Origin of the sequence: Chryseotalea sanaruensis, from assembly GCF_003990915.1 — a bacterium.
In the GTDB taxonomy this organism is placed as follows: domain Bacteria; phylum Bacteroidota; class Bacteroidia; order Cytophagales; family Cyclobacteriaceae; genus Chryseotalea; species Chryseotalea sanaruensis.
On the sequence record NZ_BHXQ01000006.1, the window covers coordinates 18,342 to 39,546 of the forward strand.

Below are 21,205 nucleotides of genomic sequence, written 5' to 3' on the forward strand. Positions count from 1 at the left end.
ACGTTTAGGGCTTATTACCAACAAGCTTTTGCCTGATACTTGATAATAAATTAATAATCAGGTTAAAGATAGGACTTGAACTGGCTGTGAGGAAAATAAAAAAGGGTAAAAAACCTACACGGTATCGAATTAAGGTGCCAAAGTTGGGTGTTGAGAGTGTTAAAAATACACTAAGCACAAAACAATAGATCAGCGTTGCAAAAATTAAAATCCTGTCGGGATGTTTAGCTAAAGTTTTTAAACCATGTAAACTGCTGATGGTCAATACCAAGAAACAGGTATTCTCTATCGCTGCGATCGTTTGCAGTGCATTTGTACTCTCCCAAATAAATGGCCGGAACAAACCCGATACAAATGCCCACGGTGAAAGGAGCGTCACATTTATCCAGTTTTCTGACAAATATTGAAAATGCATGACATCTTCAGGTGCGGAGTTAGCAATAAAAGCCAGGTAGTTGTTATAAATAACTGAAAGAAAACGACTCGGATAAAAATTAGGATGAAGTTGGGTAACCAATAAGCTAAAGGTGCAGAAGATAGCCAACCACAATAATAATTCCTGAATGAATAAACACTTAGGCCAATAAGTTATAATGCGTTTAACTACCAGGCTTGTAATAATTACAGGTATAACAACCGCCAAATAGTAATACTTTAAGTTGTAAAGAAGCCAAATGCAAATAATCATCATAAGCCATTGCCACCATACAAGCTTACCGTCTTTATAAAGCCTGATAAAGTTGCTAACGATGCAGAAAAGAGATGCCAAGGCTACACTTTCCTTCACTACACCACTCGACCAAAATACAACGGAAGGGATAAACAGAAATGAGAAGATGATGGCATTTCGTTTACTTGGAAAGTAATAATTGAGCAGATTTGAAATTTGCCAACTGGCTAAAAAACTGATCACTGAAAAGTATATTGAAGCAATCCAGTAGTTGTTAAGTGAGCATAATAAAACTAAACTACTGATCTTAACCATAAACAAGGCTCGCTTGTCTGTGTAAACCAGTGTCTGCAAAAATGTATCATCACCTGCGTTACTCCAAAGAAAATTCAGGTATCCCTTTACATCTAAAAATAGCAATTCATTCAGTTTCAAGCCTTCCTGAAAATAGATAAGTGTGTCACTTTCACCATAGTAATGCACATAGAGCAATCCTAAACTAATGCCAGCAATAACATGCAAAAACAATGCTGGCAGATAAAAAGGCTTTATAGCTGCATTCGCTTTCTTCATTACCTTAAAAACGAAAAAAGCAATTAGTGATATTGAAAGAAGGGTTATCAGGGACATCATGTCTTTTGTATCAAAGTATGCCCTATAGTACACTGAAGACACAATCGCTTATTGCAAAAGTTATTCCTTAATTCAATCAATGCCTGACTATCAAATGCAGAGGCAACAGGCCAGCCTAGTGCTTTCCATTCGCTGACAATACTATTTTTCTCAGGACTAATCTTACTTAAAAATTCGACAGCACGATCCATCCAAATACTTTCATCTTTATAAATACTGTAGGCTGCAAGTGTTGGCACAATGGCGTTGATAATGATATTCTCGATTGCAGCATCTCCCAAACCAGGAACAGTTTTTTTACTTTTTTTATCGAACCTGTAATGAGCTTGCCAGTAGTCAGACTGCGTAACATCAAAAAGTTGTTTCAATTCTGGAATGGATTCTGTTGCTAGTATTGTAGAAAATATGTTTTTACGCACCGATAGGAGGGTAGCAAACTGAGCAATTCTTAGGGTTGGAAAATTGGCAGGTCGTAATCGTAAAAATCGCCACTGACTTTCGTTTAGCTGTTTTTTAGCAAGATTGAATTTACTTTGTAATAATTGATATTCCCGCTGCAGGGATTTGGCATAGTCATCTTTTACTTTCTCGAGTAAACCGGCAGTACCAAATAGCATAGCTTCTAGTTGCAAAAGCTTGTCACTGTGTTTTAATATGCTTCGGTACGGAATTACCTTAGTCAACGCATAAAAGGCTTCACTGTTAACTTTAAAACCAAAGTTTTTACTTAGTAATTGATAGAAAGTCTCTTCCCAATCATTATTGTTTTCGTGCAATGCTTTTAGAATTACCTGCGCTTTATCTTCTAATCGTTGTGCAAGGGCTTTATCTAAGGTAGAAATTCTAGTTAAACTATTAATTGCACTTAGTGCGTGTGCACAAGGAATAGAAGCAGGTTGGTTAACAAGGTTCTTATAGTTGAGTAATAACGAGTCTTCAATTCTGTTTTTAAGTTCCAGTGTGGGCACCTGACTGCCATCACTTCTTTTAATTGCTTTATCATCTTTCCAAACAACATGGAGGACTACATTATCATAGGCTTTGTCGTGATGGTGTTTATGTTGTTGCCATTCAGAAGCATTAATGTGAATTTCAACATTGCCAATCCATTCCAGCGATCCTATTTTTATTTTAGCTTGGGAGAAATCTGGCCCTGCATGTGTGTTGTAAAAGCCGGTTTTTATTATTGCAATGCTTTCCCCTTCAGTCGTGACTAAGTCCTTCTTATCAAAGTATTGAAATTGCCATATGTAATGGAGAAAGGCTTCGGTCACAACGATTTTAAGTTAAACTAAAGATATTTATTCAGATAAATCTTCATCTCTTCACTCACCTTTTCTGCTTCACGCTTGGCGGCTTGCGCAAAGTCCTTTTCAGCTGATGCGTAAATGATGGCTCTGGCAGAATTTACTAATAAACCACATTGCTCATTCATACCAAACTTCGACACCAGTTCAAGGTCTCCTCCTTGTGCACCAATGCCAGGCACTAAGAAGAAATGTTCCGGTGCAAGCTTGCGAATGCTTTCAATTTTATCGGCCTGAGTGGCGCCCACAACAAACATCAACTGATCGGTGCTACCCCAGCTTTGCGCACGAAGCATCACTTCTTCATATAAGCGTCTGCCATTCGCCTTTGATTCTATGAGCTGAAAATCGGCTGCACCAATATTAGAAGTATGCGCAAGCAAAATCACCCACTTATCTTTAAATTTTAAAAAGGGTTTTACTGAATCTTCGCCCATGTAGGGGGCAACCGTTATAGAGTCGAAATTTAGTTGTTCAAAAAATGCCTTGGCATATAAGGATGAAGTGTTGCCAATATCGCCACGCTTGGCATCAGCTATTGTAAAAATATCTTTTGGAATGTATTCCAGTGTTTTTTGCAAACTCTCCCAGCCCTTCGGCCCGAGTGCTTCATAAAAGGCAAGATTGGGTTTATAGGCTACACAATGTTGATGGGTAGCATCAATAATCTGCTTATTAAACTCAAAAACAGGGTCTTTCTCAGACAATAAGTGCTTCGGAATTTTGTCGAGGTCTGTATCCAGGCCTACGCATAAGTAAGTTTGCTTCTGTTTAATGAGGTCAAATAACTGCTTGCGATTCATGCTTCAAATTAGGGAAAGGAAAAGTATTTAGCCAAGGTATTATTAATACTAAATAAGTTTTTTGTAAGCCTGTGGTCATTGATTGAAAAAATCGGAACTTGCAGCATGGCATTTGAACTTTTTAAAGAAAGCAGTCGCATTATTGTAACCTGTAACAAGCGAATTGCTCCCTATTTAGAACAGGAAATTAAAGACCTGGGCTATTCCCCCGAAGGCGCTTACCCGACACGCATTGAGTTAATGGGCACTATGCAGGATTGCATCAGGCTCAATCTGAATTTGCGCTGTGCCAGTCAGGTTCATTTTTCGTTACGTCAGTTGCGCGCCAAAAATGGTGACGAACTCTACCGCGGCCTCGAAGAGATTCCATGGGAGGATATCATTCCTAATGAAGGTTATTTCTCAGTAACCTGCAATGTGGATACACCCAGCATTAACAATACCATGTTTGTAAATGTGAAGGTGAAAGATGCTATAGTAGATAGAATCCGTCATAAAACAGGTACGCGACCTAACAGTGGACCGAACATGGATAAAGCCGCTGTCTATTTATATTGGAAAGATGATGAAGCTGAAGTATTTATCGATACTTCGGGTGAAACACTTTCCAAGCATGGTTATAGAAAAATACCGGGTAAGGCACCAATGTTGGAAGCTTTAGTAGCAGCTACTTTATATGCAACTAAATGGGATAAGGCATCACCATTTGTTAATCCCATGTGTGGTTCTGGTACAATTGCAGTGGAGGCTGCCCTGATGGCGACTCAGCGTAAGCCTGGTTTGTTCCGAAGAAATTACTCCTTCATGCACTTTGTTGGTTTCGAAATTGGCAATTACCACCGCGAGTTTCAAAAGCTAAAAGATCAGGTGAAGGAAGTACCCAATTTGGTAATCCATGCCACAGATATTAGTGAAGATGCCGTGAACGTAACTAAAGTTAATGCTGAGATTGCAGGCGTTTCCGAATACATCAAAACAAAAAAATGTGACTTTGCTGATACCTATGTGCCAGAAGAAGGTGGAGGTGTTGTGTATTTTAATCCGGAGTATGGCGAACGACTAGGAGAAATTGATGAACTGGAGGCTACCTACAAACGTGTGGGCGATTTTCTGAAACAACAATGTAAAGGCTACACAGGCTATATTTTTACGGGTAATCTTGATCTCGCTAAAAAAATTGGTTTGCGCGCCAGCAAGCGTATAGAATTTTACAATGCAAAAATTGATTGTCGTTTGTTAGAATATGAATTGTATGCCGGTACACGCGATAAGGACAAACTCTTAAAGGCTGAGTCATGAGGATTATCTCCATACTTGTTTTTCTATTTACTTCATTTGTAGTACTTGCTCAATCAGAAGCAGTAAAAGTTGATGCACTGCATAAGCAAAAGTTTGAGTGGCTGATTAATAATAACATTGATTCCATTACTTATTTGCTTGGCGATAAAGTTAGCTACGTACATTCTAACGGTTGGATTCAAAACCGTGATGAAGTTTTGAACGACATGAAAAGTGGTAAGCTGCAATACAAAAGTATTGTAGTGGAAGAATCAAGTGTGAACCTGATTGAACAAACCGCTATTGTAACAGGTAAAGGAACATTTGTTGGCAAAGTGAATACAACGGATTTTTCCTTGAAACTATTGTACACAGAAGTTTATGTGAAACTGAATGGTCGCTGGAAGTTAATCAGCAGACATTCATGTAAAATATAAACAGAAATTCAATGTCTTTTAGCCCTGCCTTTGCCGAAGCGGCTACGTGCAGGCAGGCTCACCTCCTGTCCTCTCTAAAGGAGAGGATTAATAATAGAGACTAACTAAAGACAACGAAAAAAAATAATCAGCTAGTCCGTTTTAATACTTCTAAGTTTGAAATAACAAAATTAACTTCCAAGGCTATCCGTCAGACCGCTCTATTGCGCTGCAAACAGCGGTCAGACGGATTTTAGGTAAAGACACGGACTAGCAGATAAAATAAACAACATTACTATGCGTACTCAACACTTTGCCTACATCACATTGGTTGTGCGTGATTATGACGAAGCCATAGATTTTTATACCCGCGTTTTAGGCTTCTCACTTGTTGAAAACAAAATAATGTCTTCCACCAAAAGATGGGTGGTGGTATTACCGTCCGGTAATACAGGCTGCGGATTATTATTAGCCAAAGCAGCAAACGAAGAACAAAGTAGCAGGATAGGCAATCAGACAGGTGGTCGGGTATTCCTGTTTTTACACACACAAAATTTTCAATTTGATCTTGAAAATCTACAAAGGCACAACGTAAAAATTGTTCGTGGGCCTGTTGACGAGCCGTATGGCAAAGTGCTTGTGTTTGAGGATCTATATGGTAATCTGATTGATTTGATTGAGCCTATTACAAACTGAGTTTAGTTAATAAACGATTTACAATATCTTATGGACTTTTTCCATTTCAAGGTTAGTATTCCTTCAAAATAATTGATGCCACTTAATTATCCAGCGAATAATAAATAATAGTCAAATACGCTCTCGCAATTGAATAAACCTCTTTGCTGTATGAATGCAATAAAATTTAATGAGATACTTTTCCATAACCTAATTAAATTCTAACCTACTCCACTCTCCATCACCCCTCTCCATTGGAGAGGGGCAGGGGTGAGGCCCAAGTGATCCATTCAAGACACATTCTGAACTTTTAATCTTATATCTACTCAAATTTCACCCTTGTAGACCATTTGTATCGGGCTTAAATTCATACGAACAGAGCTTCAGCGTTATTTTTACTATACAAATTTTAATGAAAACTGTATGGTTAAAATCTCCTTGTGTTGCCTCCTGTTAGGGCTTTTAATCTGTAATCAATCACATGCCCAAGTATCTTATGTTGCGGCCCTATCTGTGGATCAATCGCAACTTTGCGAGCAAGTAGTCGGGATTAAAGACAAGTTTGAATTATTTAACGTGCACCCAAATCCCGCTGGCAATTTCATACAAATATCAAGCTTGGAGGCGGGTAACCTTCATTTCTACAATCCTACGGGTTCGGCCATACTCTCAATGCCAATACCCGCGGGTACTTCTAGTATTGATGTGCGTAAACTCAAGCAGGGCTTTTACATTCTTCGCCTCGATGCTGCTGACAAACAATGGCATGTCAGGCTAATCAAGGAATAACATGGTCTTTACTCATTTCAATTAATTAAGATTTTGTATGAAAAATATATTCTTTACTATCCTTGCATTTTTATTTATATCATTTGTTGGTGAAGCGCAAATACTGGAAGTACAATTTTATGATACGCTAAGATTAGAGGTGCCAGCTACTACAATAGGAAACATTCAATGGCAGATTTCTAATGATGGCGAATCGTGGGAAAATTTAACAAACGCAAATGCTTTTACAACTAAACAAGTCATTCTTAATACAAGCAATTACTTTCGAGCTCAAATAACGCAACAAGATTGCGCGCCTACATTTTCTGACATAACACAAGTTATAGGCACACCTGTTCACCTATGGTCTAACCCAGCAACATGGCCAAATGGAAAACCAACCACAGGCAGTGAAGTCGTTATTCCAGAAGGCATGACTATTCGATTAGATGAAAATCCGCCTGCATTAGGTGGCATTACAGTTAATGGGGAATTGGAATTTGCCAGAAAGGATTTACAACTTAGCGCTAAATGGATTATGGTGCATGGTACGCTACGCATAGGCACTGAACAACATCCATTTTTACAAAAAGCGACTATTTCACTAACTGATACTGACACACAAGCCAGCATTATGGGTATGGGAACGCGTGGCATTGTACTCATGGATGGAAACCTTGAGTTACATGGTAAATCTCCTGATGTAATATGGACTAAACTCAATGAACATGCAGCATTAGGATCAACATCAATCAACTTACTACAAAATGTGGATTGGAAAGTTGGAGATGAGTTAGTCATTGCTCCAACTGATTATTACCTGGCAGGCAATGGTATTTCTACTACGCAGAAAAATACGATTACATCTGTTAATAGTACTCAGATTGGATTAACTACCCCACTCAATGCATTTCGTTGGGGGCTTTTACAATACCCTACTACCCCGGGTATGAGTTTGCAGCCTGCCAATTTATTAACACCCCCACAACCTGATACAGAAACATTACAAACACCACTTGTGCTTGATGAAAGAGCTGAAATTGGAAACTTGAGTCGCAACATTGTAATACAAGCCCCCGATGATGACGTTTGGCAAACACAAGGTTTTGGCGTTCATATCATGGTGATGGGATCTTCGGTAGCACATGTCGATGGTGTTGAAATTAAACGAGGTGGACAAAGAGGAAGATTAAGACGTTATCCTTTTCATTGGCACATGCTAAGCTACAATGGTACTCAGGCTATTGCTGATGCCAGTGGCCAGTATTTTAAAAATTCAGTTATCCATACTTCAAGAAACAGGGGCATTGTAATTCATGGTACTAATGGGGTGCTTGTGCAAAATAATATTGTATATGATATTCAGGGTCATGGAATTTTTACTGAAGATGCAGTAGAACGCAGAAATATAATTGATGGCAATCTTGTGTTACGTGTAAGAAATCCACCTTATGCGAGTCGATTAAAAATGCATGAAGTAAATGAGAAAGGCTCTTCAGGATTTTGGATAAGTAATCCAGATAATACAATCATTAACAACATTGCTGCTGATTGTGGATCATTTGGCTTTTGGCTAGCCTTCCCAACACGACCTTTTGGTGAAAGTACAGGTGTAGTGGCCGAAGATGGCTTACTAATGAATCCGAGTCGTATGGAATTTGGTGTGTTTGATAATAATACATCGCATTCAAATGGAATAAACGGTATTCATATCGATGATGTTGAAAATGATAATGAAGGCAATACAATCGGGTTTCAATATGCCTCAAATGAAGGAGGTAGAGCAACACCTTGGCCAGAGCCAAGCTTGCGTAGATTTCATTTAACGCGCTTTAAAGTTTGGAAAAATATGGGGCCGGGCGTATGGGACAGTGCCAGACGCCCAACTAACCAATCTGTTGTGTCGGCCGATAATCATGGAAGATTTTTTGCAGGTTCAGGTGATGATGGTATTATCGAACGATCACTCATTATTGGCACCAGCCTTAACCACGAAATGAATGGTACTGGTAGAAGCGATGTCGCTGATCCCTTTGTTGGTTTTTCAAATCCTGATCCTGTTGCATTTGCTACATACCACAGTACGTTTGATATACGTGATAATATTGTAATCAATTTTCCGGCTACAGCTAATGGACGCAGTGGTGTTTTCTCAACAGAAGATTATTATACAAGGCCAGTTGACAAAGGAATGATAAGAAATACGAACAATCTTATTCAAAACTCACATCCAGGAGTAAAGTTACGACCTGTATTTCAGCACTATGCACTGGCTTCGGCTCTATTAGATGCGCAAGGTGTATGGGGCCCAGCCGGAAATTATTTTGTATACGATGAACCCTTTTTTACTTATGGAAAAACAGTGAGCGTAGTACCACCCGGTGACATATCAGGTGGGGTTAGTGTGCCGGGCCCCTTTTATGGTTTTGAAGGATTTGTGCTGCATGGTGTGGGTGACACTCCTCCACAAAATCAGTCTTACAATGACCTGATGGGAATTGAGGTCAACCGATTAAACAATGATTTACAAACCATAGCAACATGGACAGTTAACCCCGCTCAATCCGGTTGGTTACTTGATCACATGCGTCATTTTGCAACAACACCTGAGGGCATTTATGAACTGACTTTCCCTTGGGAAACAACGCATCCAACAAACTTTCAAGTGAATGTAGAAAATATGTTGGAAGCAAGCGACACACAAGTAATAGGAATACAATTTGATGGCAATATCAATGCTTCTGTTAGGCTATGGGTTGACTCCGATACCTGGTTTAATTATGCAGAACTAAACTCACTACAAGAGATAATTGATTCTGATGGTGAAACCTTTTGGCAGGATAATGTTAATAACAGGGTGTGGGTAAAAATAAGAGGTGGCCGTTGGGAGTTTTGGACCAATAATCCGCAGGAAGATTTACCCAGCAGTGATGAATTGATATATGAAACGGTTGTATTAAGAATATTTTAAACCTGTAGAGAAAGCTTCTAACGGGCTAAAATTTATTGCCTTAAATGGGCTAATTCTTTACTAATAAATAAAAAACCATTTCGTTTAGATAAACTTTAATACTCATCCTTAACAGAAAAGAAGATTGGAAGTGAGCCTGTCTGCACGTAGCCATTTAGGCAAAGGCAGGGCCACTAAAAATGGCTTAACTAAACGAAATTGGATTAAAAAACTCGTTGTTGAATGGTGATCCCTCCGTTAACAGATCATTGTATGCCTTAAAAATAAGGCATATAATTTTATTAAAGGAAGGCTTTCCGAGATAGAAAATACTGTAAACTGTTACTACCTTACCATAACCTAAACCGAACTATGTTTCGCCATTACCTTCGCACCATTTGGCGCAATCTGCGCTCCTTAGATGCTTTTATTAATATCACAGGTCTCTCTGTAGGCTTTGCTTTTTTTATAGTAATCTTTATTTGGATAAGCTATGAACGAAGTTATGACGATTTCCATAATGAAGTTGAATCCATTTATAGAGTGACTCAAAAAAAATTTGATGGTGACAGCATCACTTCACAGGTTGCACTAACTCCCGGTCCTTTAGCCGAGTATCTACAATCAACACAAGCAGCCGTTCAAAAAACTACACGAACCACATTGGTTGAGTTCTGTATTAGAACTGACATAAACTGTTTGTACAAAAAAGGTATTGCAGTTGACTCATCCTTTCTTGACATATTTACTTTTCCATTAATAAAAGGAAACGCATCAACCTTTGGACATGAACCAAATCAAATAATAATTACTAAAAGACTTGCGGAAGTTTTTTTTGGCAATGAAGATCCGCTGGGTAAAACTTTTGTTATAGGTCCTATTAATCTTCTCGTTGTTGCTGTGATGGATAACCCAGCAGAGAATAACCATTTTTATGATTTTGATTTTTTAATTCCATTACAATTTATGTCCGGTAATGGATTGATCACTACTGACAATTGGTACTTTTCCAGTTTACATACCTATGTTAAATTAAATGCAGACTACGATCCTGCTATCTTCGAAAAATCAATTTCAAAAGCACTTCTCGAAAATCAGGAAGATGGTAATTCACTATTAACATTGCAACCACTTCAAGCAATCCATTTGTATTCTACAGATTTAAGTAATGATGTGCCTGGCCGAGGAAATGCTACTTATGTTAGTATTTTTTCATGGGTTGGTGCATTGGTTTTACTTATAGCCTGCCTTACCTATGCCAATCTTACAACAGCAAAGTTATTTAAGCGAAATCATGCTGTGGCGGTAAGAAAGGTATTAGGTTCAAGCACTTCACAAATTATTCTTTATAGCATAGTAGAAACTTTTTTATATGCACTGATTGCGCTGTTCATGGCGCTTATAATAGTTTGGCTCGTGCTTCCACACTTTAATGCCTTAACAGGTTTAAAACTGCTTCTTACTTTCTCTTTGGAAAATTGTTTGTACCTGATCAGTATATTGAGTGTTACAACCTTACTTTCAGGAATTTACCCGGCCTTGCTGTTAACAAAGCAACAAGCAGTAGCATCACTTAAGGGTCAATCAACCGCTGACGGAGCACTTTCGATAAGACGTATGCTAGTTGTAACACAATTCAGTTTGGCCATTGGTTTGGTAAGTGCAACCTTAATCATACAAGACCAACTTAACTTTATCAGTAATAAAGCTTTGGGCTACAATAAAGAGCAGGTCATATCCTTCACGGCTTTAAGAAAATTTTTACCTCAGTTCGAATCGTTGCGTAGCGAATTAAAAGCACTAAGTCAGGTAACAGCAGTAACTGGACATAATCATCCTATTGTATTTACAGACGAAAACACCAGCGATGTGGAATGGAGCGGTAAACCCGAAACAGACCATACCTTTTTCCATAAGTTGATTGTTGACCACGAATTTATCGATGTCTATGGTTTATCCGTAAAATCAGGTCGAGCGTTTACCTTACCCGCACAAAATGATACTGCTTCTATTATGTTGAATGAACGTGCAGCAGCCATTATGAATATTATAGAAGCAGAGGAGCAAGAAATTGTAGTCCATGACCGTAAATATCGTCTTATTGGTATTCTCAAAGATTTTCATTTTAAGTCAGTGCATAAATCGATTGAGCCCTTGATTATGTACACGTATCCCTCTGCCATTAACAATGTTTCAGTGAAGGTCACAGAGGGTAGCCAGGCAACGGTGGCAGCTATTGAGTCAATCTTTAAAAAATATGCACCAGATCGCCCCTTTGATTATCACTTTATTGACGAGGACGTGGCCAATTTATATAAAACAGAGCAGCGAACTAATATTGTGTTCTCTTATTTGGGCGGTTTTGCGCTCTTTATATCTTGCCTTGGCCTATTGGGTATAGTTCGGTTTATGACTGAGCAGCGTGCCAAAGAAATAGCAGTACGAAAAGTGCTAGGTGCTTCTACTTTTTCAATTACAAGTATATTATCAGCAGAGTATGCTAAAATTTTATTGATTGCATTTTTATTGTCTAGTGTAGTAGTGTATTTGACAATGCAGGAGTGGCTGCAAGTGTTTGCGTACCGAACTGATATTTCTTTTTATTCTTTTATTGTAAGTTTTAGTTTTGCGTTACTTACCGCCATGCTGACAGTGGGCATTGTTATCCTTAGGTCAGCCAATACAAATCCGGTTGTCAGTTTGAGAAACGAATAAGAATTTGATGTGATGATAGGATGCTGTGATAATGTGTTGATGTGATCGTGTGCTCATTAGCCGATTTGTTGATAGGCTCGTAGAATAATAAACTCTTCCGAATTTGAAATTCGGAAGCCCTATCAAAGGGTCTGTGACCCCAACTATCATATTGATAAGCGGATAGTATACCAAAACAAAAATCTAAATTATAAATTCAAGATAGATGCATTAAATTTTCGGAAGAGAACTTATTGATAATCTAATCTGCTAATCCGTTTAGGTTACACTGATTTCAATAAGAGTAGGATTTTATAAAACGAATCATCCGTCAGACCGCTGAAGGAGGATGCAAAAAGCGGTCAGACGGATTTTAGCTAAAGAAGTACAATTCAATCATCAAACAAATGAAAAGAAAAATCATCGTCCCTTCGGAGACGATGATTGGAAAGAAGCAATCTATCACAATGCAATTCATCTCCGCAACTAACCAGATTGCTTCGGCTTCCTCCCCACAAGCCTGCAGCAGAACCTCGCAAAGACGTGCTCTTTTATTTTTAACTTGATCGTGTCATTGCGAATTTGCAGAATGGGTTCTGTGCTGGGCGATTGAAACAACCTGATTCTGTTGATGACTTCTTTAATGAAAAAATACTTACAACCTCTGCCCACGCGTCACGAAGTAGACAAGGCATTAATAAATCATCATCCCTGCGGAGACAATGATTAGAATCAAGCTTACATGAAGATGCTAAAATCTATCGAGGAGTAAACATCAATCATCAGGGGTGATGTTAGCATTGTAGGGATGAAGGTCAATGAATGCTCCCTTAAGATGAAATTCTTTCCATTCATTCCAAAAGTCTACAGAAAAGAGTTCAGGATAGTTTTCCAGAAAAGTATCGCGTAGGGGGCCTTCGGGCAATAAGAATTTAAGTAACTCTTCAGGAAAAATATCATTCTCTAATACTACATCCTGGTATTCAGCAAAATACTCTTCCTCGTCATATCTAGGTTTACGGAGTACTCTGAATGTGCAATCACTGAGCGGAACAACTTCATCATAGTCGTAGAAAACAATTTTTTTATTAGTAGTCACACCGAAATTTTTGATCAGTAAATCGCCCGGAAAAATATTGGTATAAGCCATTTCCTTAATTGCCTTACCATAGTCTAAAATGACCTCTTTATTTTCTTGATCGGAGTGATGCTGTAGGTATAAATTTAAGGGCTCTAATTTACGTTCAATAAAAACAGTTCTAAATATCAGGTAACCAGATTCTAGCCCCACACTTGCTGGAGCCCCTGCTAATAGTTCATTCTTTAGTTGAGTATCAAACCATTTTTCAGGTAGCGCAAGATTTTTAAAATTTTGAACATCTGCCAGCCTCCCAACTCTGTCATGCTCCGCCACAAATCGATACTTTTGAAAAACTTCTTTTTCCGTTGTGTTTTTTGGTGGCTTGATGTTTCCGCGTACTACTTTAAAGACATAATTGCTAGCCGGATGATAGAAGACAAACATAACCATACCTGCAATACCAGGTGCATGGGTAAATTTAGCATCTGAGGATTGCATTTTTCTGTACATATTCTGAAGCAGCAATTCCTTTCCTAAATCCTGATAACCAAGGTTAATTAACAGTTGAGCCCTGGGCTTAGAGGGCATTACAGAAAGAAGGAAGTTAACAGTACCACAAGGCGATTCACTATTAACCAAAAAATAAGAACGACTGAATGAGAATATATTTTTTATCGACTCTTCGTCTAACAACAAGCCTTTAATAGAAGCTCCCGCTTCCGAAACTTGCATGGCAATGGTTATTGGGAAAGCGCGAGTAGCACCTTGAATCTTACCAACGGCATAAGCTTGTTTATTCCTGAAAAAAAGATTCTTGTGGAATACCAATCCTAAGACCTTTTCTGAAACATCTGTCTCAATTTTCTTTACGAGTAGTTGAGTCTCTCTCTCAAAATGTATAAATCCAACCTTTAATTCAAAATTTTTAAGAGCCTTTGCCAGCGTATCGTACAGGTTATTAGTTACCTGATAAATAGATACCGGTTGTTTAAATTCAGAGAAACTGGGAATTGAGATAATATGCTGTAAGCCTTTATAAGCAAATGCCTGACGGATAATAGCATTGTGAAAACTGATCGCCATGGGCAACCAGGAGTCATCCAAATAGGAGGTAACAAAAATCCTTGAAACTGCATCCCAATCAATTTTTCCAAAATCGATCTGCGTTTGCAGCATTTTGGCTAAACTATCAATTGCAAACTCGTGCAATTCCATGCGCTGTTGTATAGCCCTGCGCTGTTCATGCCACTGCATTTTTTCAAAACGAATATTTGCAGAATGGGAGAAAGTATTGAATTGAATCCGGAAGTTGTTGAAACCATTAATTAAGGCATCTGCAACTTCCGGATTAGTCATCTGCAATAAATTTATTGACCCTGGCCTGCAGAAAAGGCTACTTCACCATCAAACGTGTAAAGATTTTCTGTCTTAATTATTTCAAAGCCAGCATCTGTTATTTGTTGATAAAGACTCATCACATCATGACTGGTTGAAGGCTTAAGTTCTTCATTTTTAAACCTGCAGCGCCAGTGATCTGTACAGAACGTTTCAGGCATTCCACCGGGGTAAACCTTTACCCCTCGATTGGTAATCATTGATAGGTGCATCTTTCCAGCCTTAATATCTTTCAATGCATTACCTAACTTATTGGGATCGCGGTCTTTTTCATGTAAAAATATATCTACACCCACTAACTCCTTTTTAGCCGGTACAGTTGGACTTGCCTTTACATGAATAGTTTTTCCTACTGCCTTTGAATAATCTACCGCTTTAAGTGTTTGTGGTTGCTGACCTAAGCGCTGAATAATTGCCTGAGCAAATTCTTTTGTACCTACCTTTTGCTTACTGTTACCCTCCTTGAAAATATCATAAGTATGTATACCGTCCTCTAGCGTGCGAAGCCAGGCGTTGTGTACTTTTTGGGCTACATCAGCCTGATTTATATGAATAAGCATTTGTACCGCACCCAATACAAGTCCTGAAGGGTTTGCTAAATTTTGGCCAGCACGTCTAGGAGCCGAACCATGGATGGCTTCAAACATTGCAAAGCCATCTCCAATATTTGCGGAGCCTGCTAAGCCCACGGAACCAGTTATCTGTGCGGCCACATCAGATAAAATGTCACCATATAAGTTAGGCATAACTATAACATCAAACGCTTCTGGTGTATCCGCTAATTTGGCGGCACCAATATCAACTATCCAATGCTCTTTCTCTAAATCCGGATATTCCTGGCCTATTGCCTCAAACATTTTGTGGAACAATCCATCAGTAATTTTCATGATGTTGTCCTTGGTGAAGCAAGTAACTTTTTTGCGTCCATATTGACGTGCGTACTCGAAGGCATAACGGATAATTTTCTCAGTTCCCGGCTTGGTTATAATTTTAAGACACTGGGTAACTTCGTCAGTTTGTTGGTGTTCAATGCCAGCATAAAGATCCTCCTCATTTTCTCTTACGATGATGATATCCATCTTTGGATGCTTGGTTTCCACAAAAGGATGTAAAGAACTACATGGCCTTATGTTGGCATATAAACCAATCACTTTTCTTACCGTAACGTTCAAGCTCTTAAATCCACCTCCCTGTGGAGTAGTGATGGGCGCTTTAAGAAATACTTTAGTCCTACGTAACGAATCCCAGGCATGCGGCTCAATCCCTGAAGAATGACCTCTGTTATATACTTTTTCTCCTATCTCAATTGTATCAATTTCAATGTTAGCGCCAGCTGCCTGAATGATGTCTAAGGTAGCTTGCATGATTTCCGGGCCTATGCCATCTCCGTAGGCTACAGTAATAGGTACTTTATTTTGTATCATATGTTAGATTGTAAGTAAATTATATAGTCAGAACTTAAACCGTTCAAAGTTTAGAATTTTGTATCATAAAATATTATTAATATTTTTAATTATTTACATAAAAATAATTAATTAATTACGAGTATCGTACATCCAAAAAATAACAGAACCATAACCACTTGATATTCTTGGTACTTTTCTGACAGTCTCTGACTTTACAAAACGGCAACACGTAGGCAGGATTACTCCTAGCTATTCCAGCAGGATAGTAGTATCAAGTGTTTACCATATGTCCTTCATTTTTATTCGGACAGTGATGCAATCTAATGTTATTGATTACGCATCAGTCGCTCCAAAATTCCTTTAGCGGAATCCGTGATGACGGTACCTGGTCCAAACACGAAAGCAATGCCTCTTTCAAATAAGTAGTCGTAATCCTGTGCTGGTATAACACCACCGGCTACGACCATGATATCTTCACGACCAATTTTTTTCAAGGCTTGCACTAGCTCAGGAATTAAAGTCTTATGCCCACCAGCCAGACTCGAAGCACCTACAATGTGTACATCATTTTCTGCTGCCTGCATGGCTACTTCTTCCGGTGTTTGAAACAACGGTCCGATGTCTACATCAAAACCTAAATCAGCAAAACTGGTAGCAATTACTTTAGCACCCCGATCGTGACCATCTTGTCCCATCTTGGCTACTAAAATGCGTGGTCTTCTTCCTTCCATTTTAGCAAAAGCATCGCTGAGTTGACGCACTTCATCAAAAGCCTTATTGTTTTTCATTTCTCCCGAATATACACCTGATATTGATTTGATGCTGGCCTTGTATCGTCCAAAGGCTTTCTCCATCGCATCTGATATTTCACCCAAGGTGGCACGCTTACGTGCGGCATCAACTGCAAGCTCCAGTAAATTACCAGTTCCCTTGGCAGCGGCATCACTAATCGCTTGTAATGCCAATTGTACAGCCTCGTTATCACGCTCACCTTTCAATTGAATTAATCGATCTACTTGTTCTTTACGAACAGCAGTGTTATCAACTTCTAAAATATCGAAGTCAGGTTTTTCATCTGTTTGAAAACGGTTAACACCAACAATAACATCTCTGCCAGAATCAATACGTGCCTGCTTAGCTGCGGCAGCTTGTTCAATGCGCATCTTTGGTATACCGCTTTCAATGGCTTTAGTCATGCCGCCCAATGCTTCCACTTCTTCAATCAGCGCCCAGGCCTTGTCTACCAATTCAGCTGTTAAGCTTTCAACGTAATAAGAGCCACCCAACGGGTCTACAACTTTAGTAACGTTGGTTTCTTTTTCAAGGTAGAGCTGTGTGTTACGCGCAATACGCGCTGAGAAATCGGTAGGTAAAGCAATGGCTTCATCTAAGGAATTGGTGTGCAGTGACTGAGTATGTCCAAGCACAGCTGCCAATGCTTCAATGGTGGTACGTGTTACATTGTTGTAAGGGTCTTGCTCTGTTAAACTCCAGCCGGAAGTCTGGCAGTGTGTGCGCAAGGCCATACTCTTATCTTTCTTAGGATTAAATTGCTGCACAATTTTAGCCCATAACAATCGACCTGCTCGCATCTTGGCAATCTCCATGAAAAAATTCATGCCTATGCCCCAGAAAAAGGATAAACGTGGTGCAAAATCATCAATGGCTATACCGGCTTTGATACCCGCGCGAATATATTCCAAACCATCAGCCAAGGTGTAAGCTAATTCAATATGCGCAGGCGCTCCGGCCTCATGCATATGGTAGCCACTAATACTAATCGAATTGAACTTCGGCATGTTACGCGAAGTATATTCAAAAATATCAGCGACTATACGCATGGATGACGCTGGCGGATAGATGTAGGTATTGCGCACCATAAACTCTTTGAGAATATCATTTTGTATGGTGCCTGTAAGCTGTTCGGGTTTTACACCTTGTTCTTCGGCTGCCACAATATAAAAGGCCATAATCGGTAGCACTGCACCATTCATCGTCATGGATACGGACATTTTATCTAATGGAATCTGATCGAATAAAATTTTCATATCCAGAACAGAGTCGATGGCCACACCTGCCTTACCCACATCACCGGTTACACGAGGATGATCGCTGTCGTAACCTCTGTGCGTTGCCAAATCAAAAGCGACTGATAAGCCTCTTTGTCCTGCCGCTAAATTTCTTCTGTAAAATGCATTTGAATCTTTAGCAGTAGAAAAACCTGCATATTGTCTGATGGTCCAGGCTTTTTGTGTGTACATACTGGCATACGGCCCGCGCAAAAAAGGTGGAATACCAGCCGTGAATTGTAAGTGAGGTAAAGTGGCAATATCCTCTTTTGTGTAGAAGGGCTTAACAGCAATCGTCTCAGGACTATTCCATTCTTGGTGTTCGAAGTTTGGAATTTGAAATTTCAAATTTGAAATTTGAAATTTCAGCCCACCAGCATTTAGTTTGGCAATTGTTTCACTTACAAATTGCTGAACAAGGTTATCGACAAAGTATGATCCTACTGTTGCATCTGCTACTTTATTAACATGCGATTCTTCCCTTAAAATGCTGGATATGTTTCGCGCCACCCTTTGCATCATGCTACTGCTTTCATCTTCTGCATAAACAGTCAGGCTGTCGCAACCACCCACTACGGACGCTAATGCGGCAGTGGTGCTTTTTAACATATTTCCATTGGGTTGGAAAGATTCTTTTGTCCAAACTTCTGATCTGCTATGGATATGTATGGTTGAAAATGAAATATTTTGTGTTTGCGCATAAATATCGCTGAGCGATCGCAACGCTTTACACTTGGCAATGGTGTGAAAAAAATTAGTATCAGCATTAATGGAAAAAGCAACCGTTACTGTTTTAATATTATTGATTAATCCAATTCGGCTATGAAGCTTTGAAATTGCCTCACTGATTTCTGCTATATTTTTTTGCTGATTCTCTATCCAGATGCCTAAGGGTATAAACGGTGTACCTTCAAAGAAATTTATTAACTCGGCACTTACTTCATTCGAAAATAAGCAACCCTGTAAACTGGATTTTTCAAGTTTTTCTGTTTCAATATAATCAATCAGTGTTTTTGAGAAATTTTTACCAACATTTTTAAAGGATAGCGAACAATACACCCATTGAATATCCTTAAGTAAAGTTTTTAATGCTGTTTCTTTTCCCTGTAGATCGAATAAAATACCATCAGCACCATTACTCAGGTGCAACATTGCACTTTCATTGGCATTTTTTGCACTATCAACCCTTACAAGAGGCATATTATACCAAGCTCGCGCCCCGTAGAATGCGTTTTTGGCCGTAGGTAAAGCAAAAACAAACTGATTTTTTATTTCTGCATCGTAATAAGGTTTGAAAATCAGGTTTTCCTGATCAGACCATGCCAAAGCCTCCCAAGGATTTTTATTTTCAATTTCTTTTTGCGCGATTTGCGTCCAATCCTTTGCTGTAACTTGAGAAAATGAAGATGATATCTGATCGATTGCCCTTTTTTCGGCCATAAAACATAATTTACAGGCAATTTTAGTGAAGATTTTTGCATTCCGAAGTGTAAACGACAATGTATTTACATAAGCAAAAAAAATTCTAAAAAATCAAGCGTCCGAACACTTGATTTTTCATAAGTGTTTTCTTCATCTTTGTTCCCCTTTCCCCAAAGGAATTTTCTAAGTACAAACCTTTATTTAAACGAGCATGATAGAAGTAGACTCCGCAACGGTATGGAATGATTGTCTCGATATTATTCGTCCGGATGTAGGGGATGAAAACTTCGGAACATGGTTTAAACCCATAAAACCGGTTAGAGTAGATGCGGACGTACTAACGATTCAGGTTCCTTCACAATTTTTTTACGAGTGGCTGGAAGAACACTACGTACCAGTACTAAAGAAAGCTGTGCATACTGTATTAGGTCCTACAGGCCGGCTAGAGTATTCTGTTATTGTTGATAGCGGCAACCAGCAAAACCCTGCGGTTGCGGTTAATTATCCCAATGGATCGGCTAACCGTAAATCTGCTTTAAATGGCATCGGAGCAGACGATTATTCGCCATTCACTTTTAAAGCACTCAATCCGCAAACCATAAATTCGCGTCTTAATCCAAATTACAGCTTCGATAACTTTGTAGAGGGAGACTGTAACCGTTTGGCGCGTTCTGCAGGTTTGGCAGTAGCCAAAAAACCTGGTGTAACTTCTTTTAATCCATTAATGCTTTACGGTGGTGTAGGCGTGGGAAAAACTCACCTTGTGCAATCTATAGGCAACGAAATAAAAAATAACCTGCCTAACAAGGTGGTTCTCTATGTAGATCAAAATGATTTTACAAGTCAGTTTTTGAATGCCCTGCAAAACCACAAAATGCAGGAGTTTCAAAATTTTTATTTACAAGTAGATGTTTTGATTCTGGATGACGTGCAGTTTTTAGCTGGTCGCGAGAAAACGCAGGAAATGTTTTTCCATATTTTCAATCAGTTGCATCAAACTGGCAAGCAAATTATCATGACGAGTGATTGCCCGCCACGCGACTTGAAGGGATTTCAGGAAAGATTGCTGTCAAGATTTAAATGGGGACTAACGGCAGATTTACAAGAACCTGATTTTGAAACTAAGTTAGCTATTGTGCATCGCAAGATGCAGGCAGATGGTATTGATATGCCGACTGAGGTAGCTGAATACTTAGCTTACAGTGTTGATACCAACCTTCGCGATATGGAAGGTGTGCTCAATTCGTTAATCTTCCATGCTACTTTATTAAAGAAAGATATTGACCTTGATCTGGCTAAAGAAGTACTGAAAAACATCATCAAAGAAATTCAGAGCGATGTTAGCGTTGACTTTATCCAGAAAACTGTTGCCGATCATTTCAAAGTTGACTTAGAAGCGATGAAGGGTAAGGTGAAGAAACGTGAGATTGTAATTCCTCGTCAGGTGGCGATGTATTTCTGTAAGCGCTACACACAACTTACACTTTCACTCATCGGAAGTAACTTTGGCGGCCGCGACCATAGCACGGTTATTCATGCCTTGGAATCAGTAGAAGACATGATGAAGACCGATCCTAACTTTAAAAACACAGTTGAAGAGTTAGGTAAGCGTTTGAAGATGCGGGTGTAGTAGTTGAT

General features: G+C 39.1%; 13 protein-coding genes and 1 pseudogene. 7 read left to right on the forward strand and 7 right to left on the reverse strand.

What is annotated here, in order from left to right; translation table 11 throughout:
* Positions 1–4: 4 nt before the first annotated feature.
* Genes SanaruYs_RS15755 through pyrF form a run of 3 tightly spaced genes read right to left on the reverse strand, consistent with a single transcriptional unit; the run spans position 5 to position 3,413 of the window.
* Positions 5–1,243 carry a hypothetical protein gene (locus tag SanaruYs_RS15755; RefSeq protein ID WP_127123558.1) on the reverse strand — a complete coding sequence of 413 codons (1,239 nt, stop codon included), beginning with the start codon at positions 1,241–1,243 and terminating at the stop codon, positions 5–7.
* Between the two features lie 56 nt (positions 1,244–1,299).
* Positions 1,300–2,577 (reverse strand): DUF2851 family protein, encoded by a 1,278-nt coding sequence (locus tag SanaruYs_RS15760; protein WP_160118691.1) that lies wholly within the window; start codon positions 2,575–2,577, stop codon positions 1,300–1,302.
* A gap of 17 nt (positions 2,578–2,594) precedes the next feature.
* Complete coding sequence (gene pyrF / locus SanaruYs_RS15765; RefSeq protein WP_127123560.1) at positions 2,595–3,413, reverse strand: orotidine-5'-phosphate decarboxylase; 819 nt, start codon at positions 3,411–3,413, stop codon at positions 2,595–2,597.
* 105 nt (positions 3,414–3,518) lie between these two features.
* Between pyrF and SanaruYs_RS15770 the strand changes: the two genes are divergently transcribed.
* From SanaruYs_RS15770 to SanaruYs_RS15795, 6 genes are all read left to right on the forward strand, one after another.
* Complete coding sequence (locus tag SanaruYs_RS15770) at positions 3,519–4,712, forward strand: THUMP domain-containing class I SAM-dependent RNA methyltransferase (RefSeq protein ID WP_127123561.1); 1,194 nt, start codon at positions 3,519–3,521, stop codon at positions 4,710–4,712.
* Entirely contained in the window at positions 4,709–5,128 is a 420-nt protein-coding gene (locus SanaruYs_RS15775) for a nuclear transport factor 2 family protein (protein ID WP_127123562.1), read from the forward strand. Before SanaruYs_RS15770 ends, SanaruYs_RS15775 begins: the two co-directional genes overlap by 4 nt.
* Before the next feature lie 276 nt (positions 5,129–5,404).
* Entirely contained in the window at positions 5,405–5,803 is a 399-nt protein-coding gene (locus SanaruYs_RS15780) for a VOC family protein (RefSeq protein WP_127123563.1), read from the forward strand.
* A 402-nt stretch (positions 5,804–6,205) separates the two neighbouring features.
* A complete protein-coding gene (locus tag SanaruYs_RS15785) occupies positions 6,206–6,571 on the forward strand; it encodes a T9SS type A sorting domain-containing protein (RefSeq protein ID WP_127123564.1) in 366 nt (121 codons plus the stop codon).
* A gap of 37 nt (positions 6,572–6,608) precedes the next feature.
* Positions 6,609–9,521, forward strand: a complete 2,913-nt coding sequence (locus tag SanaruYs_RS15790) for a G8 domain-containing protein (RefSeq protein WP_127123565.1) — start codon at positions 6,609–6,611, stop codon at positions 9,519–9,521.
* A 351-nt stretch (positions 9,522–9,872) separates the two neighbouring features.
* Positions 9,873–12,215 (forward strand): ABC transporter permease, encoded by a 2,343-nt coding sequence (locus SanaruYs_RS15795; RefSeq protein WP_127123566.1) that lies wholly within the window; start codon positions 9,873–9,875, stop codon positions 12,213–12,215.
* A 754-nt stretch (positions 12,216–12,969) separates the two neighbouring features.
* Here SanaruYs_RS15795 and aceK read toward each other — a convergent pair.
* From aceK to SanaruYs_RS20540, 4 genes and pseudogenes are all read right to left on the reverse strand, one after another.
* The gene (gene aceK / locus SanaruYs_RS15800; protein ID WP_127123567.1) at positions 12,970–14,631 is read right to left on the reverse strand and encodes a bifunctional isocitrate dehydrogenase kinase/phosphatase; all 1,662 of its coding nucleotides are present in this window, start codon (positions 14,629–14,631) and stop codon (positions 12,970–12,972) included.
* Between the two features lie 11 nt (positions 14,632–14,642).
* The gene (locus tag SanaruYs_RS15805; protein ID WP_127123568.1) at positions 14,643–16,094 is read right to left on the reverse strand and encodes an NADP-dependent isocitrate dehydrogenase; all 1,452 of its coding nucleotides are present in this window, start codon (positions 16,092–16,094) and stop codon (positions 14,643–14,645) included.
* A gap of 308 nt (positions 16,095–16,402) precedes the next feature.
* Positions 16,403–18,493, reverse strand: a complete 2,091-nt coding sequence (gene scpA / locus SanaruYs_RS15810) for a methylmalonyl-CoA mutase (protein WP_441548005.1) — start codon at positions 18,491–18,493, stop codon at positions 16,403–16,405.
* A gap of 48 nt (positions 18,494–18,541) precedes the next feature.
* A pseudogene (locus tag SanaruYs_RS20540) lies at positions 18,542–19,585 on the reverse strand (methylmalonyl-CoA mutase family protein); the annotation flags it as partial.
* A 196-nt stretch (positions 19,586–19,781) separates the two neighbouring features.
* Here SanaruYs_RS20540 and dnaA point away from each other — a divergent pair.
* Positions 19,782–21,197 carry a chromosomal replication initiator protein DnaA gene (gene dnaA / locus SanaruYs_RS15815; protein ID WP_174842780.1) on the forward strand — a complete coding sequence of 472 codons (1,416 nt, stop codon included), beginning with the start codon at positions 19,782–19,784 and terminating at the stop codon, positions 21,195–21,197.
* The last annotated feature ends 8 nt before the right edge of the window (positions 21,198–21,205 follow it).